Source organism: Vibrio caribbeanicus ATCC BAA-2122, from assembly GCF_000165125.1.
GTDB lineage: Bacteria > Pseudomonadota > Gammaproteobacteria > Enterobacterales > Vibrionaceae > Vibrio > Vibrio caribbeanicus.
In genome coordinates this window covers 120,213-145,453 of sequence record NZ_AEIU01000074.1, presented here as the reverse complement: position 1 = coordinate 145,453, position 25,241 = coordinate 120,213, and the positions used below count along the sequence as shown (strand labels likewise).

Here is a 25,241-nt window from a genome sequence, read left to right as displayed (position 1 = left end):
TGTGACCCATGACACAAACTTGGTTTGTACTAATATGTTCTGTTCAAATCAACAGCAAAATTACAGATACTCAAGATACAACAAGGTTCATTCACTCAAAGTGGAAAACGCATGGATAATATAACTTACCTGATAAACCCTACATCGATTGCTGTGATCGGAGCATCAAGCATACCCAAACGATCAGGTAATATTGTTATGAAGAACCTATTGAATAATGAATTTGATGGCGTGATTATGCCAGTCACTAAAGAGCATACATCGGTATGCGGTATTCTTGCTTATTCGTCAATTGAATTTTTGCCCACTTCTCCCGATATCGCGCTTGTTTGTACCCCTCGGTCGAAGCATGTAGAAACATTCAAGCAACTCGCGCAAGTTAAGGCGAAAGCCGCTGTGATACTATCGGACTCCCAAGTCGATAGAGACATCAATACCGAAAATATAGCCAAATCCTGCTTAAAGATTGCAAAAGAAAATGGGATAAGAATTCTTGGTCCTGATAGCTTGGGGATCATAGTGCCATGGTCAAACTTTAATGCCTCACTCTCTCCCATCGACGCCCACAAAGGTAAACTCGCATTTGTATCTCAATCTGGCGCGATTTGTACAACCGTTTTAGATTGGGCGTATGATCGCGATATTGGATTTTCAACTTTCGTTTCTCTCGGCTCAAGTCTTGATATACAGGTAGCCGATCTTTTGGATTTTTTAGCGAATGATTCTCATACAGAAGCGATCTTAATTTATCTGGATTCTATTGATGATGCGCGGCGGTTTATGTCTGCGGCTAGAGCCGCGTCAAGAAATAAGCGAATTCTTGTTTTAAAAGGCGGGAGGAGCATTGAGGGACAACAAGCATCTATTGCGCACACAGGAGGTACTTCGACTCTCGATGTTATCTATGACTCTGCAATACAAAGGGCAGGAATGCTGCGAGTCAACAACTCACATGAACTTTTCGCTGCTGTTGAAACCTTAACGCATGCGATACCGCTCAGGGGAGATAGGCTCGCAATCGTAACCAATGGTGGTGGACCCGCGATCATCGCGGTAGATACCCTCATAGGACTGGGTGGCAATCTTTCTGTTCTATCACAATCTACCCTCGATGCACTCGGTAAAATACTCACCGATACTTGGAGTAAAAGTAACCCCATTGATATACATGGGGACTCCGATTACCACCGCTATTCAGAGGTTCTTAAAGTACTCATGGATTCAGATTGTTGCGACGCAATTTTACTCATGTGCAGTCCTTCAGTCACCGCAGACGGTCTTCAAACGGCGAAAGAGGTCGTTAGCACGATAAAAAATCATCCGAGGCATCGAAAATTTAACTTTCTAACCAACTGGTCGGGTGAACGCAGTGCCCACGCAGCGAGGATTCATTTTACTCAAGCTGGTATTCCTACCTATCGAACTGCAGAAAGCGCGGTCACTGCCTTCATGCACCTGGTCAACTATAAGCGCAATCAACAACAGTTAATGGAAACTCCTACAACAATCGAAGCCGTCGACAAAGGAAAGCTCCTCCTAGCAAAAGATTGGATCAAAAACATTCGTTCGAACAAAAACGTTATTCATCTAGATACTCATCAAATTTGTCCATTTTTTGAATTATTCGGCCTCGAGGTATTACCAAATTATATTGCAGATGATAGTAGCGAGGCCATCCACTTGGCTGAGAAGCTCGGCTATCCCGTGGCTGTAAAACTTCGCTCTGTCGATATTCAGCATAAATCAAGCGTACAGGGTGTCATGCTGAATCTAAGGAATAGTGATGAGGTCGCACATGCAGTAGACGCGATTCTTGATCGAGCGCATTGGTATGATCCATCAGCTCATATTAACGGTGTCTTAGTACAAAAAATGGCTAAATCTCTTGATTTTGAGGAACTTAGAATTCAAGTAAAAACAGACCCAATTTTTGGCCCCTCCATTTTTATCGGTCAAGGAGGAGCCAATTGGGATATATCGGCAGACTCAATTTGTGGGCTCCCTCCTCTCAACACTGCATTAGCCAAAAACCTGATTATACAAGCGATGCAAAAAGGTAAAATCCGACAATATCGAGACCAAAATACTATTGATATAGATGGTCTTGCGCAGATATTAGTCACTATCTCTCAAATGATCATCGAATGCCCTGAAATCGTTGACCTTGATATTCACCCTCTTTTAACAAAAGGCACACGTTTCATTATTCTTGACGCAAATTTATCCATAGCAGGGCACCAAACTAGTCCTCGCCAACGCCTCGCGATACGCCCTTATCCAAAAGAGCTAGAGGAAAGTGTCACTCTAAAAGATGGTAGAGAGATATTGATTCGTCCGATTCTTCCTGAGGACGAACCTTACCATGCGAATTTCATTCATAACGTATCAAGAGAAGATCTTTACAAACGCTTCTTCAGTCATGTCGGAGAGTTTGATCACGAGGCATTGGCTAACCTCACCCAAATAGATTTTGACCGTGAAATGGCCTTCGTAGCGGTTGAACAAACCCAGTCTAGCTATTCAATTCTCGGGGTAAGCCGCGCAATATTAGCTTCAGACAATATAAGTTCAGACTTTGCCGTTTTAATTCGCTCCGATCAGCAAGGCAAAGGACTGGGTAAACTACTCATGAAAAAAATCATTCAATATTGTCAACAAAAACAAGTACCGCAATTGTCAGGAGTCACAATGCCCAACAATAGCGGTATGATAAACATGGCCAAAGAATTCGGTTTTGATATCGACATTCAGTTTGACGAGAATATCGCCTACTTAAATTTACATCTTTAAGCGGCTCTCAAAACAAGCCTGAGTGTCTTTCAAGTATGTCCTGCTGACTGGGATTAATTTTCCAGTTGTCGTAACTATCTCTCCTCGCCCCTGTTTTTTCTTAAACTCACCTATTGCTGATTTTTTTACCCAATAAGAACGATGTACCTGCAACCCTAAACTCTCACCCATTTCAGCAATTGCGTTCTTAAATTTATACAAAACCAGATGTTCACCATCACCAGCGTATACTTTGACATAATTTTCTTGTGCTTCTAAGACATCGATACGCTCGTAGTCGTAAATAGGAATATCCTTAAGAAAGCCATGGCACTTGGTCTCTTCATGGTGTTTAAGCTCTTGAGGAATGTCCGTACTTTCGTTTCTTTCCCTTTGTTTGTCCATTGCACACCTCTGTATTATCACGGAAAGTAACCAATAAGTTGCTGCATACTTCAAATCAGCATAATACTCACTCAAAAATTGTGACACTGTAACTTCATCTATATTTAGTGACTCGTTCGTCATTCTCCCCTGACCAAAAATAAAAAGGTCGAAATTAAAATCCAAAAGTACAGTAAAGAAGTTGGCAAAGATAACCACAAGAGTATGCACAAGCCATGCTTGATTTGTTCTCTTTTTAACTAGCTCAAAGATACCTATTGAAACGATAAATAAAGAAAAAACATTCAGAAACTCAGAGATAATCAATGTCAGAGTAAAATTCTGCCCAGCGGGAAACTCCATCACAGTTAACAAAAATGCGACCGTTGCGATTGTGATGTGGGCGAAATAATAATCTGATAGGTGTCTTATTACTTTCATTTTTCTAAAACCTTTGTGTAATTCGTCAAAGATGAATAGCACTCATCAATAAAAATAACGTTTTATCAATACTTTGTACCCTTTGTTTTCACTGTCTCTAATATCGGTTCTAGGTAACGAGCGAGATGCTCTTACTTTTACCTGTAACTGAATCAAAGGGATAAAAAGTGAAGTACAAAAATAATGCAGCAAAATTAAGCCTTCTTATGGTTCTGCCTGTAGCTCATAGCGCAATCGCCAACGAAAACTACCAGCCAGCCAGCGATTGGGAAGTTGAACTCGGTATAGGAGCAATGTACGAGCCCATCTCTCCAGGAATAGACAAAAGTGAGTTTGGTGTAGTTCCTTATGTTGATATCACTTACAAAGAGCGATTCTTCCTCAATGGAGAGAGAGGGATCGGTGCCTACCTTTACCGAGAAGAAATGCCTTCTGGTGATTTTGCTCTGGGTCTCTCTTTTGATTACGACGACGGACGAGACTCTAGTGATTTTGATAATAACTCTCCTTATAAACGCTTAGGAGATATTAAAGGCTCTGTTGTCGGAAAAATGTTTGCAGAAGCGGAGTTCGGCATCTTGTCTGCAGATATTGAATTTGCTCAAGCATTATCTAGTAGTGGCCATAAAGGTTGGTATGTGGAAGCAGGCGTAGGTATCGAAGGTGAGGTCGCTAAAGACTTATACATGGGCATAGGTCCAAGTGTCCGTTTTTCAAGCAAAAAACTTCTCGTGGCATACTATGGTGTTAATCAGAAGCAAGCTAACGATACGGGCTTTAAAACTTACAATCCAGGAACAGGTTTAGAAAACGTTGGTTTTGGTACATGGGGACGTTACAGCATCACTGACGACTGGTCAGTACTATGGGAAGTCGAATACCAGCGACTCATGGGTGATGCAAAAGATAGCCCGGTATCCAACAAAACAGGTCAAGTAATGACTGGATTAGCCGTGAGTTACACTTTCTAGGGAAAGAAACAATGAAAAAGTTATTCTTTTCTATTTCAGCAACTGTTCTCGCCGTTTCTGCTGTCGTGGCGAGCACTAAGGCTATTGATCAAGATAATTTTTTTAGAGACATTCGCCCTGCTCACTGGAGCTGGAACGGTTCAGACTTGCAAACTATCGAGCAAATTTTCACCAAGATTCAAAAAGCCGATGGAGAACGCGAATTTGCACAGTATCCCGATACTATTTTGAAATACGGGCCAGGCAACTGGACTTTTGAATTCGGAAAGATAGGTGACCGGTATATTGAACGAGGAGAGCAGGAGCAAGAAAAAGGACTCAATGGTTCCGTTTAGTAAAGCGGCCAGCTACTATGCCATCGCAAAATATCCGCATAAACCTGATAACGTTGAACAACAGCTCGTTTATGCAAAAAATATTGATGCTGTGGCTCGTTCTTGGAAAGTGCTGGGTAAGCCATTCCATCAGATCGAAGCTGTCTTTGAAGGAAAAGACGTAGATGGACTTTTGTATTTACCTTCTGATAAAGCACCGAAAGATGGTTGGCCATTAGTCATCGCAACCAATGGAATAGATGTGTATAAAGGTGAATTCTTCTCTTTAGCAAATATGCTCGCAAGTAGAGGGATTGCATTTTTTGCCACCGATCTTATGGGAACAGGAACTAATGGTGCGATAAAACTTAGACCTGAAAGTGATCAATTAATTTCTTTTTTCATGGATGAACTGAGCAAAAGGCAAGATATTGATCAAAATAAATTTGGGTTTATGGGCGTTAGTTTTGGTGGCAACACGGCTGCACGGATTGCATTTACAGAAGAGCGGCGTTTGAGTGCTGTAGTGAATATGTGTGGCCCTATTCACACGGTGTTTATGGCACAAGAGGAGGATATCACCAAGATTGCACCTATGTATCTTGAAGCTCTCAAAGATCGCGCGCAATTACAGACTGCCAGCAATAAGGAAATTGCTGCCTTCCTTAAAGGTTTCTCTTTGATTAATCAGGGATTGGTTGGAGAGGGTAAAAAGAAAACATCTGTACCTTTATTGAATGTTAATGCGAAAAATGATCCTGTTGCTCCACAGTATGATATGGAATTAATCGACTCAGCAAGTATCAACTCTACGCTAATATACAGCGGTAAAGATGATCACTGCCCACAAGATAGATTTACTGTCATGCCTCAAGTGGTAGATTTTTTCTCTAAACATCTGCAGTAACAAACAAGGGGAAGCAACACGCTTCCCTTTTATTATCCTTTTAAAGTATCGCTGTACGTTGAAAATTTTTTATTAAGTGCTGAATACACCAAGCTTTTGCCTCCCCCATCTTATCGCGTTTCCACGCTAAAATGATTTCGACTGGTTGAGTCTCTGAACCTTCTATCTTGCGTAATAAACCTTGTTGAATAAGGTCGTCTGCGAGCATTTTTGGAAGCGTTCCAATACCCAGCCCTGCTTTAAGCGCCTCAACCTTAGCGGCAAAGTTTGTGACCGTCAGTCTCGGCTGGCGTTGCATGATATTAACGCTGATGGCGGGTTGTTCCCTTGCCGTATCAGCGATAACGATAATACGGTATTTCTCTCTTGTATTATCATCAAAAAGACAATTGCGCTTGTGAATCAGGTGGTCACTAGATGCAACCCACTCCATTTCCATTATCCCAAGTTCTGCGACTTTTAGGTCATGCTGGACGGTTACCATTTTGGGGCACACGAGTAAGTCTACCCTTCCCGTATTTAATGCCTCCCAACCACCCGCTAGTATTTCTTCTTGCAGTTTTATACGAGTCGAGCTGATATCGGTAAGAGCATTCACTAAACCGAAAAAGTTGCGAACTGGAATAACTCCATCGAATGCTAACGTAATCTCAAGCTCCCATCCATTCGCTAACACACTAGCATCATTGACCATTTTTTCTGTCGCAGACAAGATTTCGCGTCCTTGCTCGAGAATCAACTTTCCGGCCTGAGTAAAACTAGCCCTGTGCCCAGATCTATCAAAAATCATAATATCAAGTTCTTGCTCGAGTTTTTGAACTTGATAAGTTAGAGATGATGGTGCTTTATTTAGCTCATTTGCCGCGGAAGAAAAGCTTCCTCTTCGGTCTATGGCATCTAATATGTGTAGCGCATCGAGAGTGATTGGATTCTTGTTATTGATAACATCACCACTATATGTTTATGAAAATATTGACCATGATCAAAAAATCAAAATAAATGACAAATTTAAATTGTTACAATAATACAGTAACTTATCCCAAATATATTAGATCTTTTCTTTGTTCACCTCAAAAAACAGAAATAAGAATGATAGTAATTCTCATTTGCATGAAATAGAATCCGCTCTGACTTAAATTCAAATTACTGTCAGAGGTATAGACAAATGTACAACAAGACGCTGTTATCAGCATCCATACTTTTAGCACTAAACGCTCCCGTTCATGCAGAAAATGTTAAAGAAATGGACAAAATCGTTGTCTCTGCGACAAAAACTGAACAGCAAAAGAAAGATATTAGCTCGTCTATAGAAATTGTATCCGCTGATGATATGTCAAAATCTATAGCGTCAGACCTCAAACAAGCATTAAACAATCAGCCTGGAGTCAGTGCGCAGGGTTCTGGCCGATTTGGGCTTTCGGGGTTTAATATTCGCGGTATAGAAAATAGCCGTATCAAAATGATGATCGACGATGTTCAACAACCAAACTCTTATAACCCCGGAGCGAACGAACAAAGGTTTTATTCAAATGGTATTGAAATCGATACGCTCCAACAAATCGAAATTAATAAGAGTCCTTCTTCAGTAGCTTACGGTTCAGGTGCCCTAGGCGGTCTGGTGCTGCTACGCACCAAAAACCCAAGTGATTTTTTAGTCACAGATCAAGATGAAACACGATTTGGTATAAAGACCAGCTACGCTTCTGTCGATGATGAGTTCAAAAATACCGCGACCGTCGCTGCACGGAAAGGAAATTTTGAGGGAATACTGATTGGTACGTATGCAAGTGGTCACGAAACAAAAACTCACGATTCCGGTTCAAGTGTCGAAGGTCCAGATCGCGGCGAGGCCAATCCTGCCGACAATGATTTACAAAATATCTTTGCAAAGGGTATTTACCAAGTCAATGAAGCGAACAAAATTGGATTTACCTTGGAATATTATACCAAGGATTATGATGAGAAAGAGTTAAATTATAACGGCTACAGTATACCATCTATGAGGCCAGGCCAAAGTAGCTACGACTATCAAGATAGCTACAATAATGATAAAAATTCAAGACTTCGTGTTGGTTTATCTCATGATTGGTTACTACAAACAGTAATTACCGATGAAATCAACTGGTCTATTGACTTTCAAGGTGCTGAATCAATATCGAAAAATCATGATACGACAAATTTCGCCGGCAAGAGGAATCGTGAGCGTAAGGCAAAAGAAAACTCGGTACAACTTAATGCTAAGGCAACTAAGTTTCTTGATTTAACCGACAGTTTCCATCAGCTCACATATGGTTTGAACTATATTAGCTCTGATTTTGATCTCGACAACACTGATTACACGATTGGCTCCGGTGTCGCAAAACCCGGTGCTACTGGTATGCCCGATGCTAAGCAAAAACAATGGGGATTATTTGTTCAAAACCAAGCTCACCTGCTCGAGGACCAGTGGATCATCACGACAGGACTCCGTTACGACAGCTTTGAAACCACACCATCGACAGATGAAGCATTCAGCACTCACTATGATGCCAATAAAGACAACGCTCTCACCGCTAAGCTCGGCTCTGTCTACCACATAAACGAAAATCTGTCTTTGTTTGGTCAGATCAGCCAAGGGTTTAAAGCACCAACCGTTTACGATTTATATTATTTCTACGGAAGAGGAGCAATTATTGAAGCAAACCCCGATTTAAAATCAGAGAAGAGTTTGTCGTATGAAATGGGGCTACGTGGAGACAATAACGTTGTGAGTTTTGAACTTAGTACTTTCCTATCCGAATACAAAGACTTTATTACAAGATCACATACTGGTACAAAAGATGGAAAAAAGGTTTATACAAAACAAAACCTAAACAAAGTCGAAATCTACGGCGCCGAGCTTTCTTCTACCCTATTACTTGATGAAGCCTTCAATGCTCCCACAGGCAGCTATTTCCGCTTTAATCTTGCTTATGCAGATGGGGAAGATAAGCAAACAGGTAATGCACTCGACTCTGTTAGCCCATTAACGGCTGGAGTTTCTGTTGGTCTTAAACGAGAAAATTATGGTGCAGACGCAACAATGCGAATGGTTGCAAGGAAGACTGACTGGAGTGAGGAGGATAATATTGATGCTCCTGGATATGGCCTTCTCGATTTAACAGGGTTTTATTCACCGGTTAAGGACCTAACGCTACGCGCTGGTTTGTTTAACGCCTTGAATAAAAAATATTGGTCATACGACGAACTCAATGGTGATGATGGTACTTCGAGCTTCAATATCGATGGTAAGAGTCAACCGGGTAGAAACTGGGGAGTCTCTGCCGACTATCAATTCTAAATACAAAAACAAAAAAGCTCCCTCAAGGGAGCTTTTCACATTTTTTCGCTAAAAGACATCTAAACTGGATGCGAAAAACACGTGTTACTTACAAGAAGCGGCTTCTTTTTTTACCATCAGAGCTGCTGCAACGATAAAAGCAATCGTTAGACCAAGTTCCATTGTGATACCTAAGGTTTGATTACGGGTTAAAGATAAATCGCGCTCATTTTATCACCACGATTTTAAAATAACAGACCCAAAATTACTTTTTTTATACTTTTATCGACTTAATTCAAATTACTAAATGAAACAGCTTTTTTTGATAAATTAAATGATAAAAAGAATGCGTATATCTGTACCCAAGTAACCTCAAGATGCTAGGTTCAGCGAGAATGGCTTGCTTGACAGGCAAGGCAACGATTTGAAAATCTAGTCATCTAAATTGAAAATCGGTAACGACGTATGTAAAGCAAGGCAACTCGCCCTTCGGGAGCGTGCCGCAGCGCGGATTTCATCGTCAAATAACTTGGTAAGAGCTCACTATCCCGCTGCGTTATTTTCCTTGAATTCAACACTGTGGTATCGCTCTGAATCCTGCATTTTGAAGTCACTTGGGTATATGAGATAATCCGCTAAAACTGAACTATTTCACAATGACTTTTCCGCCGATTATTTTGTAAGCAGGCACTCCTCTTATTAGTGCGTCTCGAGCAAATTTATTACCGCAGTTGGGACATTGCCCCTGAGCATTGAAATATCTATCAACGATTCTCTCGTGAAAACATTTCACTAACGAGCCTTTGCCACCCTTACGATATTTCATCAGCTTAAATTTACACTTAACGCAATAGATGTCGACAGTCTTTACAGGCTGTTTGGTATTTGGTTTAGCCAACATTTTCTCCGGAGTCATTGGTTTCTTCCGGTTTTACCCAAACTTGACTGAAATCAAACCAACCTAATGCATTGCATGTGGCATTTTGAAGTGCCCCACAATGATCTTGACTTACGCCCAACCAACAATGCAATGTCGGAATTATTTGTAACCTTTCCACTAAAGACTTTCCGAGTTCATTAGCAGGAAATGTAATATTCGGGTCTGCCTGCCACTTTTTAACCTCTTCCACCCAGTAGGCGTAGTCTTCGTCTTTACTGAGCATTTCAATATCACTATGATTGAGCAGCCAACCTGCCAAAGCATCCTCTCTATGTGTTGAAATACCCATTGGCTTTATCCAAATATCTACCTCATTGAGATCACCAATCGTCAGCTCGTAGGTAATGAAGTTTACACTCAATCCATCACTTTTAAATATACTTTCAATGCACTTCACCAAGGTTGGAAACATTGGGTGATGAGCATGATAAGCAATGGTGATCGTTCGATAAGCCGGTGGAGAACTAAACCCTTGTTTTGTATGGTGATACCATCCTGGTTTGAGTCCATGAGCTGGCAATACACCTAGTTCAACGATTTTTTCTTGAGGTATTAATTGGAAAAGATTAAGTGAAGAAAGTCTTTGGCTAAAGTAGTGGGCCCAATCGTTTGATGCAGCCAAACCATTTTTACGGTTCAGCAGTAAAAAAGTACACCAGGGGTCAAGATCGACACGATCCATATAATTCGTTGTATCAGTGGGCTGGATAGGTTTACTTAAGCTAGGAAATATCATCGAGGAATGAGCATCATCTATTACCCATACCTCGACACTATCTAGTAATGGCCTAAACCCAAAGTAATTATCATAAGCATGCAGAATTAATCTCTTATCATCATTGTGCACCACCCTATAAGGTCCTGTACCGACCGGATATAAATCAAAATTTACATTGCGCTCTTCGATGGGTGGCAGAATTTTTGCGCAGGGTTCTGCAAGAATAATAGGTAATCTAAAGTCATCACGACTCAAATAAATATCTATAACTAAATGACCGGAGGAAACAACGTTTTCAACATGAGTAAATAGTGTTCTAGACCTTAATGACAAAAGATGAGTCGTGATGGCTTCCATGGTGAGTAGATCTCCACTATGAAAACGCACACTTGGCCTGATAAAAAAGCGCCAATGTCTTGGATTACGCATTTCCCATGCATGAGCAAGATCAGGTTGAAGATCATCATTATCGTCTATGGTTACAAGACCGCTAAAAACCTGTTGTATGATGTGCAATTCGGAGCGCCGAATGGGGAACGTCGGGTTTAACATTGAAAGTGGACGATAATAAGGTAAACGGACCACTTGTTGATCTTCTTGATGGATAATTCCTAGATAAGTGTCGAGGACTTTAGCAAGCTTAGATTTATCTTGGTCAAGTACGTTGAGAGCTTGTGTGATTTTTCCTTCTTCAAGGTATCGCCTCGCAAGATTCTCGCTAACATCAGCTCGACTGCGCTTAAATACCAATTGTGAAAGCTTGCCACGACCGGCAGCTGGGTGCCATTCGAGCCACCCCTCTTCCTCCATCTTATTAAGTACAATGCGGGCGTTCCTACGAGTACAAAATAAGATTTCTGTAATATCTTCCAACTGAATACCACAGCTTTTGCCCTGATAATGTTCAAACAACGTTTCAAACTGTACTCTAAGTCGTGGACTGCTCATAAAGAGGAAATCTCAAAACATATACTATTAAATTGATTTTCTGTATTTATTGCTACCTAATCAAGTCAATTAAGTAAAATACCTTCAGTTAGTTGATATAATTACCGTAAGTTGAGTCTTTTCATCAATCGATGCAGGTTGCCCACATCAACCTTCAAATGTTTTGCGGTTTCACTCAAATTACCATCGTATTCCCGATATACCGACTCAATAAGCTTAGATTTAAATAAATCGATGGCTTCTTTCAGTGCCATATTTTCGTATTCACTGGAAACTGGCTCAGAGAGACTAACTTGTTCAGATATAATACTTTGCTCCATTAAGGAATAATTAGAAAAATTAAAATGTTTAGGCTCAAGGGTTACTGGAACATTGTCTGCACGCGCTTCCGATTTGGCAATCACTGAGGCACGATTTATCGAATGCTCTAACTCTCTAACATTGCCGGGCCAAACATAGCGTTTAATAAGTTCGAGTGTATCCTGATGGATAACAATACCAACAACGCCTAATTTTTGCGCACACCGCTCCGCGAAGAAGCCTGCCAACAGAGCAATATCACCAGTCCTCTCTCTCAATGCCGGAACAAAAAGAGGAAAAACACTAAGCCTATGATACAAATCAGCTCGAAAACGGCCTTGGCTAACTTCATCACGCATCAGCCGGTTGGTTGCCGCTATAATACGTACATCGACCTTAATATTTTTATCGTCTCCAACTCTCTGAATATCTCCGTATTGGAGTGCTCTTAATAATTTTGCTTGCAGAGATAACGACAATTCACCAATTTCATCTAAAAATAATGTTCCTTTATCAGCCAGTTCAAACTTACCTTTTCGGTGACTAATCGCACCAGTAAACGCGCCTTTGACATGTCCAAATAACTCGCTCTCTGCAACCGATTCAGGTAGTGCTGCACAATTTAAATAGACTAAAGGACTTTCAAAACGTCGGGACTGATTGTGTAGAGCATGGGCAACTAATTCTTTACCAACTCCTGTTTCTCCCATAATAAGCACAGATAAATCGGTATCTGAGACAGCGTCTATCTGTGACTTTAGCTCATTCATACAATCAGATACGCCAATTATGTCTTGCTTTAACAATGACTTTGATGATGATTTCGTTCTTACGACGCTAATACCAGCACATTTTTCTAACTTATCCATCAATAAGGCGGTATTTAAACTGCTCGCGGCTAACGCACTGATTATACGTAGATCATCATTCTTGAAATGATTAAATTTTGACGGGTCAAAGGCATCAATCGTTACCGCACCGATGAGCCGATCTTCTAACATTAGAGGTAAACCAATGCACGAGTGTACCTTTAGTTTTTCCTCATGATTGGGAATTAAGCCATCATAGGGGTCGGGTAGCTCACTATCCGATGGAAAGCGAACGATATCACCTGCTCGAGCAATAGCTTCAAAACGGGGGTGTTGTTCAACCGCAAACCTGCGACCAATCACATCATCGCTTAGACCACTTATAGCTAGAGGAATAAAATGCTGTTCACTGTACAAAAGTAATGCTGACGCATCACATTGCAATGTATTGCGAATAGTCAATAATAAACGTTCAAATCGATCTTGATCTGAAATGCCCGAGGTTAAATCTAAAGCGACCTGTACCCACTCTTTTCCAACCTGCTCTGAGACCATCTACCGCACCTTTATTCTTGTCATTTATACAATATATTATCATAATGACAAAGATAACAATGTCATTATGACAAAATACATTTTAGATGCACTCTAAACAATTGATCTTCCTACCCTAATAAATTGGCACCAAACCTGCTATACAATAAACAGAGTCTACGAATGTAAAACATCGGAGAAAGTGATGACCTATCAAAGAGCAAACTTAACATCGGCGCTAGTAACGAAAAGAACGGATTGGAATGATTCCTTGTTCTCGATCACTCTCCACTCCCCTTCTACCCAATTTCAAGCTGGTCAATTTACCAAATTGGGGCTTTTTGACGAGAATGGGAAAATTATCAAACGTGCTTACTCGATCATCACGCATCCAGAGCAGCACCAAGCCACAGGTGAGCTTGAATTTTTAATAATAAGCGATCCCAGAGGTCAACTTTCACCTCTTTTACATTCGTTACAAGTGGGTGAACAAGTTTTAGTCGGTACCGAAGGAACCGGCACCATGACTTTAGAGGAAATACCTGTTGATTCCCGCGATTTATGGATGATATCTAGTGGCACTGGTATTGGCCCGTTTATTTGTTTACTCAATGATAAAAAAATTGGTCTGCGGTTTAATCACTTAGTTCTTGTTCATGCGGTACGCCACAGAAAAGATCTCACTTACACCAACATCATTCAATCACTTGAAAAACAATATCCGGGAAAGCTCATATATATCCCCGTAATATCGAGAGAAACTCACCCTAACGCATTGTCTGGTCGGGTTCCACAACTCCTAGACTCAGGTGAATTAGAGCGTACGGCTGGTATCTCATTAGATCGTGAAAAGAGTTTTGTTTATCTGTGTGGTAACCCACAAATGGTAAAAGACACCAGCAATAGCCTTAAAAATATTGGCCTTGAAAAACACCTAAGAAGAAAACCAGGCCAATTTGCCTCTGAAAATTATTGGTAATGAAGCCATAGAATACATATGCAGGAAAAATAGGAGAAGTATTATGAATTTTGAACGCATACCGAAAGAATATACCATCAAGAGATCCACTGCGTTTTTTACACCGGAAACGGTACCAAAAGCACTGTTATCTCTCCATAACACAGCCCCAGGTGTATATGGGCAGATCTGTGTAATGAATGGCACACTGTCGTATTACGGCTTTGCCAACAAAGACGATTCTCATCCTGAACTTACCCGTATTATTGAAGCTGGGTCTTTCACTACAACTCCCCCACAATATTGGCATCGAGTTGAGTTAAGCGAAGATGCAATTTTCAATATTAACTTCTGGTCGGAACCAAAATAATAATTCTCAATTTCTGACCAAATAATGTCTATTCACAACCCATAAGGGCCAATTATTGAAAAATTTTTGGCCCCAGGAGCAGCTGTATCATGAAGTCTCTATTTCTACGTATGCGCACCATACATTGGCTAGGTGCAATCGTACTTCTTATCAACGCGGTGTTTTTCACCGATTCGCTATTTTCACAAATTATTCAGATAATAATTACTGTTTTCTTAATCGTCCACGACATCGATGAAAAGGTTTGGGGGGTAAACTCTTTAAGAGATGTCACTCAATATATGAGAGCATTTGAAAATAAAGATCTTTCCGTTCCTTGTGATATTGATAGTCGCTACAACAGCGAGTTTGGCAATGTACTTGAGGTCATCAATCGGTTTAGGGAGAACGTTCGCTCAGCACTCGTCGTCATCCAAAATCAGGCAAATGAATCTGGTGATATTTCTGAACATTTAAAATTAAAAACGGGAAATATTGCTATTCGTATTGGAGAGCAAGACAGACGTGTCAATGAAATTACCCAGTTGATGGATGTCTTAGACCGCTCATCGGTTGCCCTGCAAACAAAGGCAGAAGAAACAGGGCAAGTCGTCGAGACTACGCGGCAAGGGCTTTCTCGCGCTAATACAAATATGGATCAGATGGTTGGTGAGCTTACCGGCTACGTCTCCAGTAACAATGAACTTGAAGCAAAATTTTATGCGCTATCGGAGCAAGCAAAATCAGTTGAAAGCGTAATAGCAGTAATAAGTAATCTGGCAGAACAGACGAATTTACTTGCGCTCAATGCAGCCATAGAAGCGGCTCGAGCTGGAGAACATGGTCGTGGCTTTGCTGTGGTCGCTGACGAAGTCCGCAACCTCGCGGCTTCAACACAAAATAGCCTTAATGACATCAATAAGATAGTTGCAGGTATATCAACGGCAGTCCTTGGAGCCGGAGAACAATTAAAAACTCAATCCGAAGTGCTTGAATCTTTTTCTTCCCATACTCAGAAAGCACAAGAGGAATTACACAATGCCGGAAATAGTATTGAAGGCGTATTGAATCTTATTGTAAGTGAAGATTCAGGTGATAATATCGATATCAATCAGTTAAACCAACTGGTTAAAGATGTCGCCCTTGAAGTAGATGCATTACAGACACTCTCTAGTTCCAACGCTAAAGATTGTGAAGACTTGTCTCTCCAAGGTCAACGTCTCGCAAGTGTGACAGACCAGATTGTTGGTCATTTAGATTTATTTAAAACCTAACTCCCCCTCTTATAAGGGGTAGATAAAGTTACCCCTTTTTGTTTTTCTTGACCGCCATTGTGAGGCGGCTTGTACACACCAATCTTTTGCGTTCATCTTTAATATCAATTTGCCACACTTGTGTAGAAACACCCAAGTGAATGGGCTTAGTAATGCCTATAACAAAACCGTTTCGAACTGATCTCACGTGGTTGGCATTAATTTCTAGACCGACACAATAGCCCTCTCCGTCAACACAAAAATTGGCAGCAACCGAACCCAAGGTTTCTGCGAGAGCAACCGATGCACCACCATGTAGCATTCCTAGTGGCTGGTGAGTGTTCGAACAAACGGGCATTTGAGCTTGAATATAATCGCTACCAAAATCGGTATAAACAATATTCAAATGCTCCATTAAAGTGTTCTTTGATGTATTATTTAAGATATTGAGATCTATCGGCTTTTTCCAAATTGACATGCAGTCTCCATTTAAAGCATTTAACTCGAATCAATTGTAACGTAAAGTTATGTCCGAGTAACCTTGAGCCATTTTATAGTGCTCAGATGTATTTTTGATAAAAGGTAATAATAAAAGTGTGGTCTAAATCCTTCTATTTATTGGTTCTTATGATGGTCACTGCATGCACCTCATCTCCAACGGGTCGGCAACAGCTGCTTTTGTTCTCAGGATCAAATATGAACAAACTTGGCGAACAATCATTTGAACAAATCAAGCGTGATCAAACCGTCAGTAAGAATATAACGGTCAATAACTATGTAACTTGCGTAGCCAACTCAATCACGAAACATGTACCAAAACAACCAGGGTTTTCTGAGTGGGAAGTTGTCGTATTTGAAAGTGACGAGGTGAATGCATTCGCATTACCTGGAGGTAAAATTGGAGTTTATACTGGCTTGCTTAAAGTTGCGCAGAATCAAGACCAGCTCGCAACAGTGATTGGTCACGAAATTGCTCATGTTTTGGCACAACATAGCAACGAAAGATTGTCACAAACACAACTGGCCAACGCAGGCTTACAGGTAACCAGCATCGCACTAGAGTCCTCTGAGTACAAAGAGTATCAAAAGACCACGATGGCGGCATTAGGTATCGGAGTTCAGTATGGACTTTTGTTACCTTATGGAAGATCGCAAGAGTCTGAGGCTGACATGGTAGGTTTAGATCTAATGTCCAAGGCAGGATACGATCCGCACCAAAGCGTCGCGTTGTGGCAAAACATGTCCAAAGCTTCACAAGGAAAGCAGCCACCAGAACTGTTATCCACTCACCCTTCTCATGGCACAAGAATTGGCGATCTTTCAAAAAGAATTACAACCCTTGCGTCAACCAATACACCAAGGCCAAACTGTCAATAAACACAAAAAAGGGACGTTTTCACGTCCCGTTTAAGCCAAGATACTAACTTAACTTCCGAGCAGTATAAGAGGTAATCCGAGGACCTGATCTCCGGAAGAACCGAAATACCAAATAATCGCCACAAGGCTTGCAACAAGAGCCACATACCATATTGATGATACTACTTGCCCATAACGATCTAAGGGGAGCAGATGGCTATTGTGTCGACTTTTCCACTCTAGAATAATATCTAACATACCCATCAAAAGTAAAAAGCCCAATAAAGAGAGACTTAATGAGTAGCTTAAGATAATGCCGCCAATAACAGCAAGCGTGCACAAGCAAATACCTAACATACCATTCATAGAGAAACTAATACTTTTCAGTATATGTCCGCCATCAAGGGGGAGTATTGGTAATAGATTGAAAAGATTTAAAAAAGCGTTAAAGACGGATAAACCAGCGAAAAATTCCAATCCGGTCAACCAATAAGCCAACATAAACACTAGCGATAGAAAAAGGCCAAACATGGGCCCCATAATCGAGATAACGACATCTTGCCAACGAGTGTTAAGCTTCTCATCAGTAACCGCGAGCCCTCCAATGAAAGGAATCAGATAAATACCTTTAGTTTTCAGACCAAAGTATTTCATTGCCCGAATATGACCATACTCATGAAATACTAAACAGACCAGAAGTGCTAATGCAAACTGTACTGAAAATAGCCAAGAGTATGCCGCCAAGCTTGCTGAGGCCAGAACAACTTTTATTACCTTGGCGCTTTTGAGCGCTTTCATACCCAATGACAAAAGACCAACTAGGCTGAATCTTTTTTCGGCCTGTGGCGTTATAGTCGGCGTTTGTCGCTCTATATCTCTGCTATTACGCTGGCCTTGGGCAATAACTTGATCACCTAACGAAGCAAAGTATTCGATAAAAAATGGTTGCCAGACAACTCTCGCCTGCAGTGAACATTGAAGTTCTTCTCCTTTATGGAGCAAATTAAATTGGTGATGAGCAACTTCTTTATGCTCACTATCGGCGGCAATCTGTGAGACCAACTGATTATCCCAAAACAATTGTTGCCACCCCGCCATAGATGCCTCTAATCTTAGTGGCTTGCCAAGAAAATCAATAGAGAGTAATTCCAAACTAAAATCCAGTGGGTAAATACATTTGTATCGCTATTATGCCGTTGACTATGTTCTAGGTAAAGATTCAAGAAATAAGTGACAATGTCACTCGATTCTGACACAACATCTTTAATAGACTTGTAAATCAATCAAATTTCAATCACCCCTTTCTTTTCATGTTATTTGCTGGATAATAACCACACTTCTCTAATGTTGATAAATAGAAAATGACAATAGAAACCACACTACTCGACCGCTGCAAGTTTAAATGTGAGCTTTGCAGTTCAGATGGCAATCTTACACCTTATATTGTTCCTCCGCACAGCCACTTAACCGTTGACCATTGTGTAATGCTATGTGAAACGTGTTCACATGAGATTGATGAACCATCCGATATAAACCACTGGCGCTGCCTCAACGACAGCATGTGGAGTCAAGTACCTGCAGTCCAGGTGTTGGCATGGAGGCAGTTAACCCGCCTAAATACTGAAGCATGGGCACAAGATGCTCTCGATATGATGTACCTTGAAGAAGAGACTTTGAATTGGGCTATGCAAGGAATGTCTGATGAAGACAAGCCTTTAGACTGCAACGGTGTTGAACTTAAAAAAGGTGACGACGTAACGGTTATCAAAGATCTACCTGTCAGAGGAACCAACCAAGTCATCAAACAAGGGACTGTTATTCGTGGTATCAGCATTGGCGACGACCCAAAGCTTGTTTCTGGTAAGGCAAATGGTGGTCAATCCATGTATGTGATTGCAGAGTATTGTCGTAAGAAATAATAAGCAAAAGAAAAACGTACGATTTCTTATCTAAGGCTTTAGGGCTAACATAAGAACGACTAATACAAAAACGCCGGCTCAAAGCCGGCGTTCTTTTATCCAATGCTCTATCGGCGCAAACCGATGTCTTTTTGGATATAACCAGATAAATCCGCAGCATAACCTGCTCTTACTGTCGCAGTCTTGCCGAAGAGTATATCTAAAAAGTGAGCAATCAATCCTTTGAAAGAAACCGAATAGGTTTTTTTATCCATAGAGATAGGTGCTTCGAAAGTACCAACTTGCATTGCTTGTGCCATTTTTTGCCTCTCTATAAATGAGTTAATCTTTTCGTTGGGGCAATAATAGGCAAAAATGACGTGGTCAAAAAATGACTATTTTTCTAATTTCGCATTAAATTTTCTAATGAAACAACTCGTTAACAAACAGTTTTTCTAATATTCACTCAAACACTCATATTCGATTTTATATTCAACTTTTGGTTAATATTTATTCTACCAATGTGACCAGAACAATTTTACTTAACATTTTAATTACAAAAATAAGTACATTGTTTTGTTTTTTAATAGGCCTTTGTAACTAAAATCAGCAATTTACTCACATCTCTAAAGGAAAAAACCGAGTGAAGCTTTTCATTCGGTCTTTTCTCAACAATTTTATCCACCACTTGGAATAAAATAGAGTAACATTGACCACACACCAATCCAGCTAATGACGACCAATACTTCATTCCATCCACCATTTCGCATGATTTCTCCTTGGGTACCTTTTTACCCAGTGAACATAAAAATCATATAATGATTAGCAAAAGGCATGCCGATTAAAAATTAAGCAGCTGCTGATCTGTATAATTTAGTGTGTCTGGATGATCCTTGAGTAGTTCGATGAAACAATCAGCCATTGAGGAATTAGTTACAACCCCCTCACCTTCCATATTTAAAATAGCCTCATAACCTTCTTTACCTTTCATGGTATAAGCTGATGAAGTTCCAACATAAACCTTTTCACTTTCAACAAGGCACCATGCATTGCCATCAAACAATTTCAGGTTTTTAACTCTCTGTCCTAGCTCTTCATCATGCAAATAGTCAAAGCTCAAATTATAGGCGTATGGGTAAGAGCCATCACCAGTACCTTTTATTCCGTTATTGGTTGCATTGTTTATCGCCCCTTCGAGAATGAGAGGCAGGAATTTTCCCTTTATGTGGTAAACACCGATAGGAACGGCAAAAGGCAACAACCTACCCGCGATGTCTGCAATAGAAATTTTACCAACCTCAAGTGAAACTCGAACACCACCAGCGTTATGAATGGCGAAATCAACATTGTGACCAAGCTTTTGCATTTTATATAGAAAGGAACTCGCCACAATCGGAGCCAATTGGCTAGGTCCCTCTGTATCAGGGACTCTTACATGACGTAATTTACGGTCCGTCTCAGCAATGTATTCCTTTTGTAGCTTGCGGACTTGGCAAGTATATTTATCTTCCAGTACTGATTGTATTGATTTATCTCTGGCACATACCGCTACATTAGGATGCTCGTGGATATGCTGTTTAGCTAGCTCATAAACACTATCACTATGGAGATCCTGTAGTTTTGCATCGACAAATAAACTCTTTCCTACAAGTAATTCGTTCTTACCACCAAAAGTGACAAGGTTACCCTTTGAATCAAACTCTAAATCACAATACCCAACACTTAACGAATGACAGCCAGATTGGACAACATAAGTGTTGTTTACTTTTACGCCATAAGGATCATCTTTCTTAAGACCCAATGCGCTAAAATCGCCTTGCAGACGGTGACTATGTCCTCCAACAATCACATTAATTCCATCAACATGTGTTGGAAACTCTAAATCGGCTTCATAGCCCATGTGGCTGAGCAATATTATTTTGTTTATGCCGGCTTTATTGATTTGAGCAACCGTATTCCTAGCGGTTTCAATGGCATCAATAAATGGTGTATCAAAATCTGGATTTGAGATATCTTCCATCATATCAAGTGCTAGAGAAAAGATAGCTACACAGTCGTTGCCAATGGGTTTCGTTATCCATTTTGCGGCCTTTTGATCAGCATCATAGCCCAATACAGCTGCGTTATCAGAAAGCCGATCTTTTTTCTCTTTGCATTCTTTCGATAAATCCCAATTTCCAGCCAACAAAGGGAACTTAATCTGTTTTGCAAAGCGAGCAACAGGAGCATTTCCCATATCTAGCTCGTGGTTGCCCAGTGCCATTGCGTCGATACCAATTTCATTTAACATAGTCGCATTGGCTTCTCCCTTAAACAGAGAAAAATACAATGTACCTTGGAAACAATCGCCAGCATGCAGGAAAACAAACGCTTGTTCATTCTCGAGCGAATCTTGCCTCAGTTGGTCTACTCTAGACTTGATTCGAGCAAACCCACCAACACTAACAAAAGGAGCGAGCTTTTCCCCTTGGGTACATATCTCGAGTTGTAAAGATGTAGGTTCAAAGTGGGAGTGTGTGTCATTAATATGGGCCAAGCGTAGTTTTGTTGTTTTATTTGTTTTATTTTTTTTATTCGTCATATTCTCTCTCTCATTTTCTCCTATCCTACCTCAACAAAGATGACATAATCATTAAATTTTATATCTCTATCATTGCATGAGCTTCCATAGAGCGACTTGTCTGTAAGAAGAAACCTCAACGATATTTGAGTTTGTGACGTAAACACCTGCCGATGGTAGTCTTTTCTATTATGCTTAAACTAATGAGTGCTTTTACGGAAACACTAAATGAAACTAGAGAGAATAGAGATTTCTGGTTTTCGTGGTATCAAGCGTTTATCAATCGCGTTTGATGAACTCACTACATTGATTGGAGAGAACACTTGGGGCAAGTCCTCTCTGCTGGATGCTTTGTCAGTCGCACTGCCCCCTGAGGGCGTTCCTTACCATTTTGAACTGCAAGATTTCCATGTAGATTACTCGATAGCACACCCTCAAACTCAACATCTACAGATAGTCCTAAGCTTTGTTTCAACCGATAAAAATGAAATAAATGCTGGCCGATATCGAAAAATTAGGCCCGTTTGGATTCAAGATTCTCAAGGACAAAACAGAATCATCTATCGTCTCAGCGCAACAAGAGATGAAAGTGAGGTGAATACTCGATACAGTTTTCTAGACATTAAAGGAAATCAGATCCCACTTCATCACTCAGCAAAATTAGCTGAAGAACTCATGACTTTACACCCTGTAATTAGACTGCGTGACTCACGAAGATTCGAGCGCTGTTTGGCTGATCCGAAGGACGTTAATGCTCGGGTTGAAAAGCGTATAGATAATACGTGTCGGCGACTACTTGCCATACCTGGACACGTTAACAAGGGAGAAATGCGCAGTAGTTTAAAAGCAATGAATGCATTAGTTGAGCATTACTTTTCATTCAAATCCAATACTCGAAAAAACTTTAGAAAGCATAGAGACGGAATTTTTTTCACTGCAGCCCCAAGTTCAAAAAGTGTTTCTCAAGTTGTCGAAGAGACCAAAGACAAGCAAACACGTTTACTGTTTATGGGACTGCTAAATGCTTATCTACAAGCCAAAGGGCCGACAACCTTGCGCCGTTGTGCTCGCCCATTGCTTATCGTAGAGGACCCTGAGGGAAGATTACACCCAACCCATTTAGCTCGAGCTTGGGGCCTACTTCAGTTGTTGCCAATGCAAAAAATATTAACCACAAATAGTGGCGATCTGCTTGGCCAAGTCCCTTTGGCCAGCATACGCCGCTTAGTAAGAATGTCAGACAAAACGATTACCAAATACATTTCTGAACAAAATTTGGGAGATGATGAGTTTAGACGAATAGGGTTTCACATTCGGTTTCATCGTTCTGGAGCACTTTATGCCCGCTGCTGGTTATTGGTGGAAGGTGAAACAGAGGTATGGCTGTTTAATGAACTTGCAAGCCAATGCGGTTATAACCTTGCCGCGGAGGGTATCCAAATTATAGAGTTTGCACAATCAGGACTTAAGTCATTGATTAAAGTAGCAAAGGCTTTCGGTATTGACTGGCATGTTGTTACAGATGGTGATGCAGCTGGGAAAAAATACGCAGCAGCAGTAATAGCACAGTTAGGCAATGACCAAAAAAGACATAGGCTAACCGAATTGCCTGATAGAGATATTGAGCATTACCTTTACAACAATGGCTTTGAGTCTTTCTTTAAAAATATGGTTAAGGTTCCGTTGGATCACCCTATTCCTGCTAAGAAAGTGGTCACCAAAGTACTCAAAAAGTTTGCTAAACCCGACCTAGCGTTAGCTATTGTCTCTCATTGCGAAAATCGTGGTATCGACGGTATCCCGATTTTACTTCGGTGGACATTAAAAAGAGTCGTCACTATGGCTAATGGGAATACCTGAGCGTTAAAGAGGATAGAATACATGAATCTCAGAGGAAAATGCAGATCCTACATGATAAATCTACGCTCTTTCCCCACCTAACTCGAAGCATGTTTGTAGTAGTTTAAGTCGAAATACCGCTTATAAAGTCCAAAGGCATTACATAAGCGGTATCGAGCTCCACTTTTTTAGATATTAAATTTTGATACCTTCGATATAAAGCTCCATATCCACATAGCTCGAAGCTCCCATAACTGGAATACCAAAATCGGCAAGCTCTAATCGTGTCGTTCCGTAAAATCCGGCTCTTTCACCACCCCATGGATCTTTACCAGCACCAATGAACTCAGCATTTATAGCAATAGGTTTAGTGATACCATGGAGGTTTAAGTTACCGAAAACCTCTAATTTGCCGTCACCTTTATCAACCACTTTCGTACTCTCAAACTTTGATGTCGAGTATTTTGCTACATTCAAGAAGTCTCCACTTCTTATATGCTTGTCTCGCTCAGCATGATTGGAATCTATGCTGGAAGGATCAATATTTACGCTTACTTTTGATGCAGATACATTGCTTGGATCATAAGAAAAGTTGCCGCTGAAATTATTAAACCGGCCTTTAGTGAAGCTATATCCAAGGTGACTTATTTTGAAGTTCACTGATGCATGAGCACCTTTGGTATCAATTTGATAGTCCGCTGCATTGGATGACCACGATGCACTCGCGGCAAGGATGATCCCCATAGTAGATAAGATTTTTTTCATTTAGATACTCCTAACATTTTACGTAACGTATCGTCACGATCTAAAAAGTGATGTTTAAGTGCTGCTGCAAGATGAACAACAACCAAAACCATTAACGTCCATGCTAAATAGAAGTGAATCTCACCTGCTATATCAGCTTGGTTTTCAAATAAGGCCCCCATACTGGGTAATTCAAACCAAGTAAAAACGTCGATAGAACGACCATCCTCGGTGGATATTAGGTAACCAGAAATAAAAATAGTCAGCAAGATCAGATACATTGAAATGTGAGCAGTCGTCGCTGCGAGTCTTTCTCGGTTCGAACCAATAATGTCTGGTGAAGGTGTGAAAATCTTCCAACCTAAACGAAACAGAGTAAGAAACGCTAGAAGTAGACCAACAGATTTATGCCAATGTGGCGCGCGCTGATACCATTCACTATAGTATGAAAGGTCTACCATCCAGAGGCCAACGATAAACATTCCTATAATTACCACCGCAGAAAACCAATGCACTAAACGCGCTATTAAGTTGTAGTTTTCTACTTTTCGTTTCATGTAAAACCCTCTCATAAAAGCATCGATAAAGACGTGCTTTGTCTCCTCCCAAAGTGGCCATAATACAAGTCATAGAGAGCATTGTCTTAAAGCAACTAGGGTTAACAGTCCGATGATTATTTACGATTTGTCTTTTAAATAACACTCTGGTTTACCGAATATCTTATTCGAAAATATTGAAGGAACTTCTAAAAAGTGTCCCATCTTATAAAATAAAATTTAATTTCAACAAACTCAATAACTTAAAAACCTACAGAAGGGTTTTTTAAGTTGAAAATTTAATTGTCTGCAAAAAGTTTAACTAGTAAACACAAGATTTAGCCAGTTTTTTACAATTTTTATCATATTTTCCGAACAACCAGACATTATTGAAAGATTGTCGCAAACTAAATAG

The 25,241-nt window shown here is 40.5% G+C and carries 20 protein-coding genes and 1 pseudogene; 10 read left to right on the top strand and 11 right to left on the bottom strand.

The features are described 5' to 3' along the window. Positions 1–111 precede the first annotated feature (111 nt). On the top strand, positions 112–2,790 hold the full coding sequence (locus RH40_RS10695; RefSeq protein WP_009601500.1) for a bifunctional acetate--CoA ligase family protein/GNAT family N-acetyltransferase: 2,679 nt from the start codon (positions 112–114) through the stop codon (positions 2,788–2,790). On the opposite strand, the gene RH40_RS20060 is transcribed toward RH40_RS10695, so the two are convergent. Continuing rightward, entirely contained in the window at positions 2,779–3,594 is an 816-nt protein-coding gene (locus RH40_RS20060; RefSeq protein ID WP_009601499.1) for a LytTR family transcriptional regulator DNA-binding domain-containing protein, read from the bottom strand. The genes RH40_RS10695 and RH40_RS20060 overlap by 12 nt on opposite strands. A gap of 167 nt (positions 3,595–3,761) precedes the next feature. Between RH40_RS20060 and RH40_RS10685 the strand changes: the two genes are divergently transcribed. Continuing rightward, on the top strand, positions 3,762–4,565 hold the full coding sequence (locus RH40_RS10685; RefSeq protein WP_009601498.1) for a MipA/OmpV family protein: 804 nt from the start codon (positions 3,762–3,764) through the stop codon (positions 4,563–4,565). Positions 4,566–4,576: 11 nt separating this feature from the next. Beyond that, positions 4,577–5,786, top strand: a pseudogene (locus RH40_RS10675) (alpha/beta hydrolase). Positions 5,787–5,826: 40 nt separating this feature from the next. Here the strand turns inward: RH40_RS10675 and RH40_RS10670 are convergent. Then, positions 5,827–6,729: a LysR family transcriptional regulator gene (locus tag RH40_RS10670; RefSeq protein ID WP_039954577.1), complete on the bottom strand. Its 903-nt coding sequence runs from the start codon at positions 6,727–6,729 to the stop codon at positions 5,827–5,829. 222 nt (positions 6,730–6,951) lie between these two features. On the opposite strand from RH40_RS10670, the gene RH40_RS10665 reads away from it, so the two are divergent. Continuing rightward, a complete protein-coding gene (locus RH40_RS10665; RefSeq protein WP_009601496.1) occupies positions 6,952–9,105 on the top strand; it encodes a TonB-dependent hemoglobin/transferrin/lactoferrin family receptor in 2,154 nt (717 codons plus the stop codon). 625 nt (positions 9,106–9,730) lie between these two features. On the opposite strand, the gene RH40_RS10660 is transcribed toward RH40_RS10665, so the two are convergent. From RH40_RS10660 to norR, 3 genes are all read right to left on the bottom strand, one after another. Continuing rightward, positions 9,731–9,982, bottom strand: coding sequence for a hypothetical protein (locus RH40_RS10660; protein WP_009601495.1), 252 nt, complete (start codon positions 9,980–9,982; stop codon positions 9,731–9,733). Then, the gene (locus RH40_RS10655) at positions 9,975–11,690 is read right to left on the bottom strand and encodes an SgrR family transcriptional regulator (RefSeq protein ID WP_009601494.1); all 1,716 of its coding nucleotides are present in this window, start codon (positions 11,688–11,690) and stop codon (positions 9,975–9,977) included. The genes RH40_RS10660 and RH40_RS10655 overlap by 8 nt, the downstream gene beginning before the upstream one ends. Before the next feature lie 101 nt (positions 11,691–11,791). Then, entirely contained in the window at positions 11,792–13,354 is a 1,563-nt protein-coding gene (gene norR, locus RH40_RS10650) for a nitric oxide reductase transcriptional regulator NorR (protein ID WP_009601493.1), read from the bottom strand. A 184-nt stretch (positions 13,355–13,538) separates the two neighbouring features. On the opposite strand from norR, the gene RH40_RS10645 reads away from it, so the two are divergent. The 3 genes from RH40_RS10645 to RH40_RS10635 all read left to right on the top strand — a co-directional run bounded on the left by RH40_RS10645 (position 13,539) and on the right by RH40_RS10635 (position 15,914). Next, the gene (locus tag RH40_RS10645) at positions 13,539–14,312 is read left to right on the top strand and encodes a ferredoxin--NADP reductase (protein WP_009601492.1); all 774 of its coding nucleotides are present in this window, start codon (positions 13,539–13,541) and stop codon (positions 14,310–14,312) included. A 43-nt stretch (positions 14,313–14,355) separates the two neighbouring features. Continuing rightward, positions 14,356–14,661, top strand: a complete 306-nt coding sequence (locus RH40_RS10640) for a TehB family protein (RefSeq protein ID WP_009601491.1) — start codon at positions 14,356–14,358, stop codon at positions 14,659–14,661. 89 nt (positions 14,662–14,750) lie between these two features. Continuing rightward, positions 14,751–15,914 (top strand): methyl-accepting chemotaxis protein, encoded by a 1,164-nt coding sequence (locus tag RH40_RS10635; RefSeq protein ID WP_009601490.1) that lies wholly within the window; start codon positions 14,751–14,753, stop codon positions 15,912–15,914. A 28-nt stretch (positions 15,915–15,942) separates the two neighbouring features. Here RH40_RS10635 and RH40_RS10630 read toward each other — a convergent pair whose 3' ends face one another. Then, positions 15,943–16,371, bottom strand: coding sequence for a hotdog fold thioesterase (locus tag RH40_RS10630; RefSeq protein ID WP_009601489.1), 429 nt, complete (start codon positions 16,369–16,371; stop codon positions 15,943–15,945). A gap of 149 nt (positions 16,372–16,520) precedes the next feature. Here RH40_RS10630 and RH40_RS10625 point away from each other — a divergent pair, with 149 nt between their 5' ends. Then, positions 16,521–17,270 (top strand): M48 family metallopeptidase, encoded by a 750-nt coding sequence (locus RH40_RS10625; RefSeq protein WP_050790442.1) that lies wholly within the window; start codon positions 16,521–16,523, stop codon positions 17,268–17,270. Positions 17,271–17,318: 48 nt separating this feature from the next. Here the strand turns inward: RH40_RS10625 and RH40_RS10620 are convergent, their stop codons facing one another. Continuing rightward, positions 17,319–18,401 carry a metalloprotease gene (locus tag RH40_RS10620; RefSeq protein WP_039954574.1) on the bottom strand — a complete coding sequence of 361 codons (1,083 nt, stop codon included), beginning with the start codon at positions 18,399–18,401 and terminating at the stop codon, positions 17,319–17,321. A 209-nt stretch (positions 18,402–18,610) separates the two neighbouring features. On the opposite strand from RH40_RS10620, the gene RH40_RS10615 reads away from it, so the two are divergent. Further along, entirely contained in the window at positions 18,611–19,168 is a 558-nt protein-coding gene (locus tag RH40_RS10615) for a PhnA domain-containing protein (RefSeq protein WP_009601486.1), read from the top strand. A gap of 107 nt (positions 19,169–19,275) precedes the next feature. On the opposite strand, the gene RH40_RS10610 is transcribed toward RH40_RS10615, so the two are convergent. Both RH40_RS10610 and RH40_RS10600 read right to left on the bottom strand, forming a co-directional pair. Continuing rightward, the gene (locus RH40_RS10610; RefSeq protein ID WP_009601485.1) at positions 19,276–19,467 is read right to left on the bottom strand and encodes a hypothetical protein; all 192 of its coding nucleotides are present in this window, start codon (positions 19,465–19,467) and stop codon (positions 19,276–19,278) included. Between the two features lie 521 nt (positions 19,468–19,988). Further along, positions 19,989–21,728: a bifunctional metallophosphatase/5'-nucleotidase gene (locus RH40_RS10600; protein WP_009601483.1), complete on the bottom strand. Its 1,740-nt coding sequence runs from the start codon at positions 21,726–21,728 to the stop codon at positions 19,989–19,991. 207 nt (positions 21,729–21,935) lie between these two features. Here RH40_RS10600 and RH40_RS10595 point away from each other — a divergent pair, with 207 nt between their 5' ends. Further along, positions 21,936–23,567 (top strand): ATP-dependent endonuclease, encoded by a 1,632-nt coding sequence (locus tag RH40_RS10595; RefSeq protein ID WP_009601482.1) that lies wholly within the window; start codon positions 21,936–21,938, stop codon positions 23,565–23,567. Positions 23,568–23,741: 174 nt separating this feature from the next. Here RH40_RS10595 and RH40_RS10590 read toward each other — a convergent pair whose 3' ends face one another. Both RH40_RS10590 and RH40_RS10585 read right to left on the bottom strand, forming a co-directional pair. Then, complete coding sequence (locus RH40_RS10590; RefSeq protein ID WP_009601481.1) at positions 23,742–24,311, bottom strand: YceI family protein; 570 nt, start codon at positions 24,309–24,311, stop codon at positions 23,742–23,744. After that, entirely contained in the window at positions 24,308–24,847 is a 540-nt protein-coding gene (locus RH40_RS10585; protein WP_009601480.1) for a cytochrome b, read from the bottom strand. Before RH40_RS10585 ends, RH40_RS10590 begins: the two co-directional genes overlap by 4 nt. Positions 24,848–25,241: the final 394 nt, after the last annotated feature.

Bases quoted from the DNA above. Each gene is read 5' to 3' on its own strand.
- RH40_RS10695 (WP_009601500.1), top strand. From the start codon at position 112: ATGGATAATATAACTTACCTGATAAACCCTACATCGATTGCTGTGATC.
- RH40_RS20060 (WP_009601499.1), bottom strand. From the start codon at position 3,594: ATGAAAGTAATAAGACACCTATCAGATTATTATTTCGCCCACATCACA.
- RH40_RS10665 (WP_009601496.1), top strand. From the start codon at position 6,952: ATGTACAACAAGACGCTGTTATCAGCATCCATACTTTTAGCACTAAAC.
- RH40_RS10655 (WP_009601494.1), bottom strand. From the start codon at position 11,690: ATGAGCAGTCCACGACTTAGAGTACAGTTTGAAACGTTGTTTGAACAT.
- norR (WP_009601493.1), bottom strand. From the start codon at position 13,354: ATGGTCTCAGAGCAGGTTGGAAAAGAGTGGGTACAGGTCGCTTTAGAT.
- RH40_RS10645 (WP_009601492.1), top strand. From the start codon at position 13,539: ATGACCTATCAAAGAGCAAACTTAACATCGGCGCTAGTAACGAAAAGA.
- RH40_RS10640 (WP_009601491.1), top strand. From the start codon at position 14,356: ATGAATTTTGAACGCATACCGAAAGAATATACCATCAAGAGATCCACT.
- RH40_RS10635 (WP_009601490.1), top strand. From the start codon at position 14,751: ATGAAGTCTCTATTTCTACGTATGCGCACCATACATTGGCTAGGTGCA.
- RH40_RS10630 (WP_009601489.1), bottom strand. From the start codon at position 16,371: ATGTCAATTTGGAAAAAGCCGATAGATCTCAATATCTTAAATAATACA.
- RH40_RS10625 (WP_050790442.1), top strand. From the start codon at position 16,521: ATGATGGTCACTGCATGCACCTCATCTCCAACGGGTCGGCAACAGCTG.
- RH40_RS10615 (WP_009601486.1), top strand. From the start codon at position 18,611: ATGACAATAGAAACCACACTACTCGACCGCTGCAAGTTTAAATGTGAG.
- RH40_RS10610 (WP_009601485.1), bottom strand. From the start codon at position 19,467: ATGGCACAAGCAATGCAAGTTGGTACTTTCGAAGCACCTATCTCTATG.
- RH40_RS10600 (WP_009601483.1), bottom strand. From the start codon at position 21,728: ATGACGAATAAAAAAAATAAAACAAATAAAACAACAAAACTACGCTTG.
- RH40_RS10595 (WP_009601482.1), top strand. From the start codon at position 21,936: ATGAAACTAGAGAGAATAGAGATTTCTGGTTTTCGTGGTATCAAGCGT.
- RH40_RS10590 (WP_009601481.1), bottom strand. From the start codon at position 24,311: ATGAAAAAAATCTTATCTACTATGGGGATCATCCTTGCCGCGAGTGCA.
- RH40_RS10585 (WP_009601480.1), bottom strand. From the start codon at position 24,847: ATGAAACGAAAAGTAGAAAACTACAACTTAATAGCGCGTTTAGTGCAT.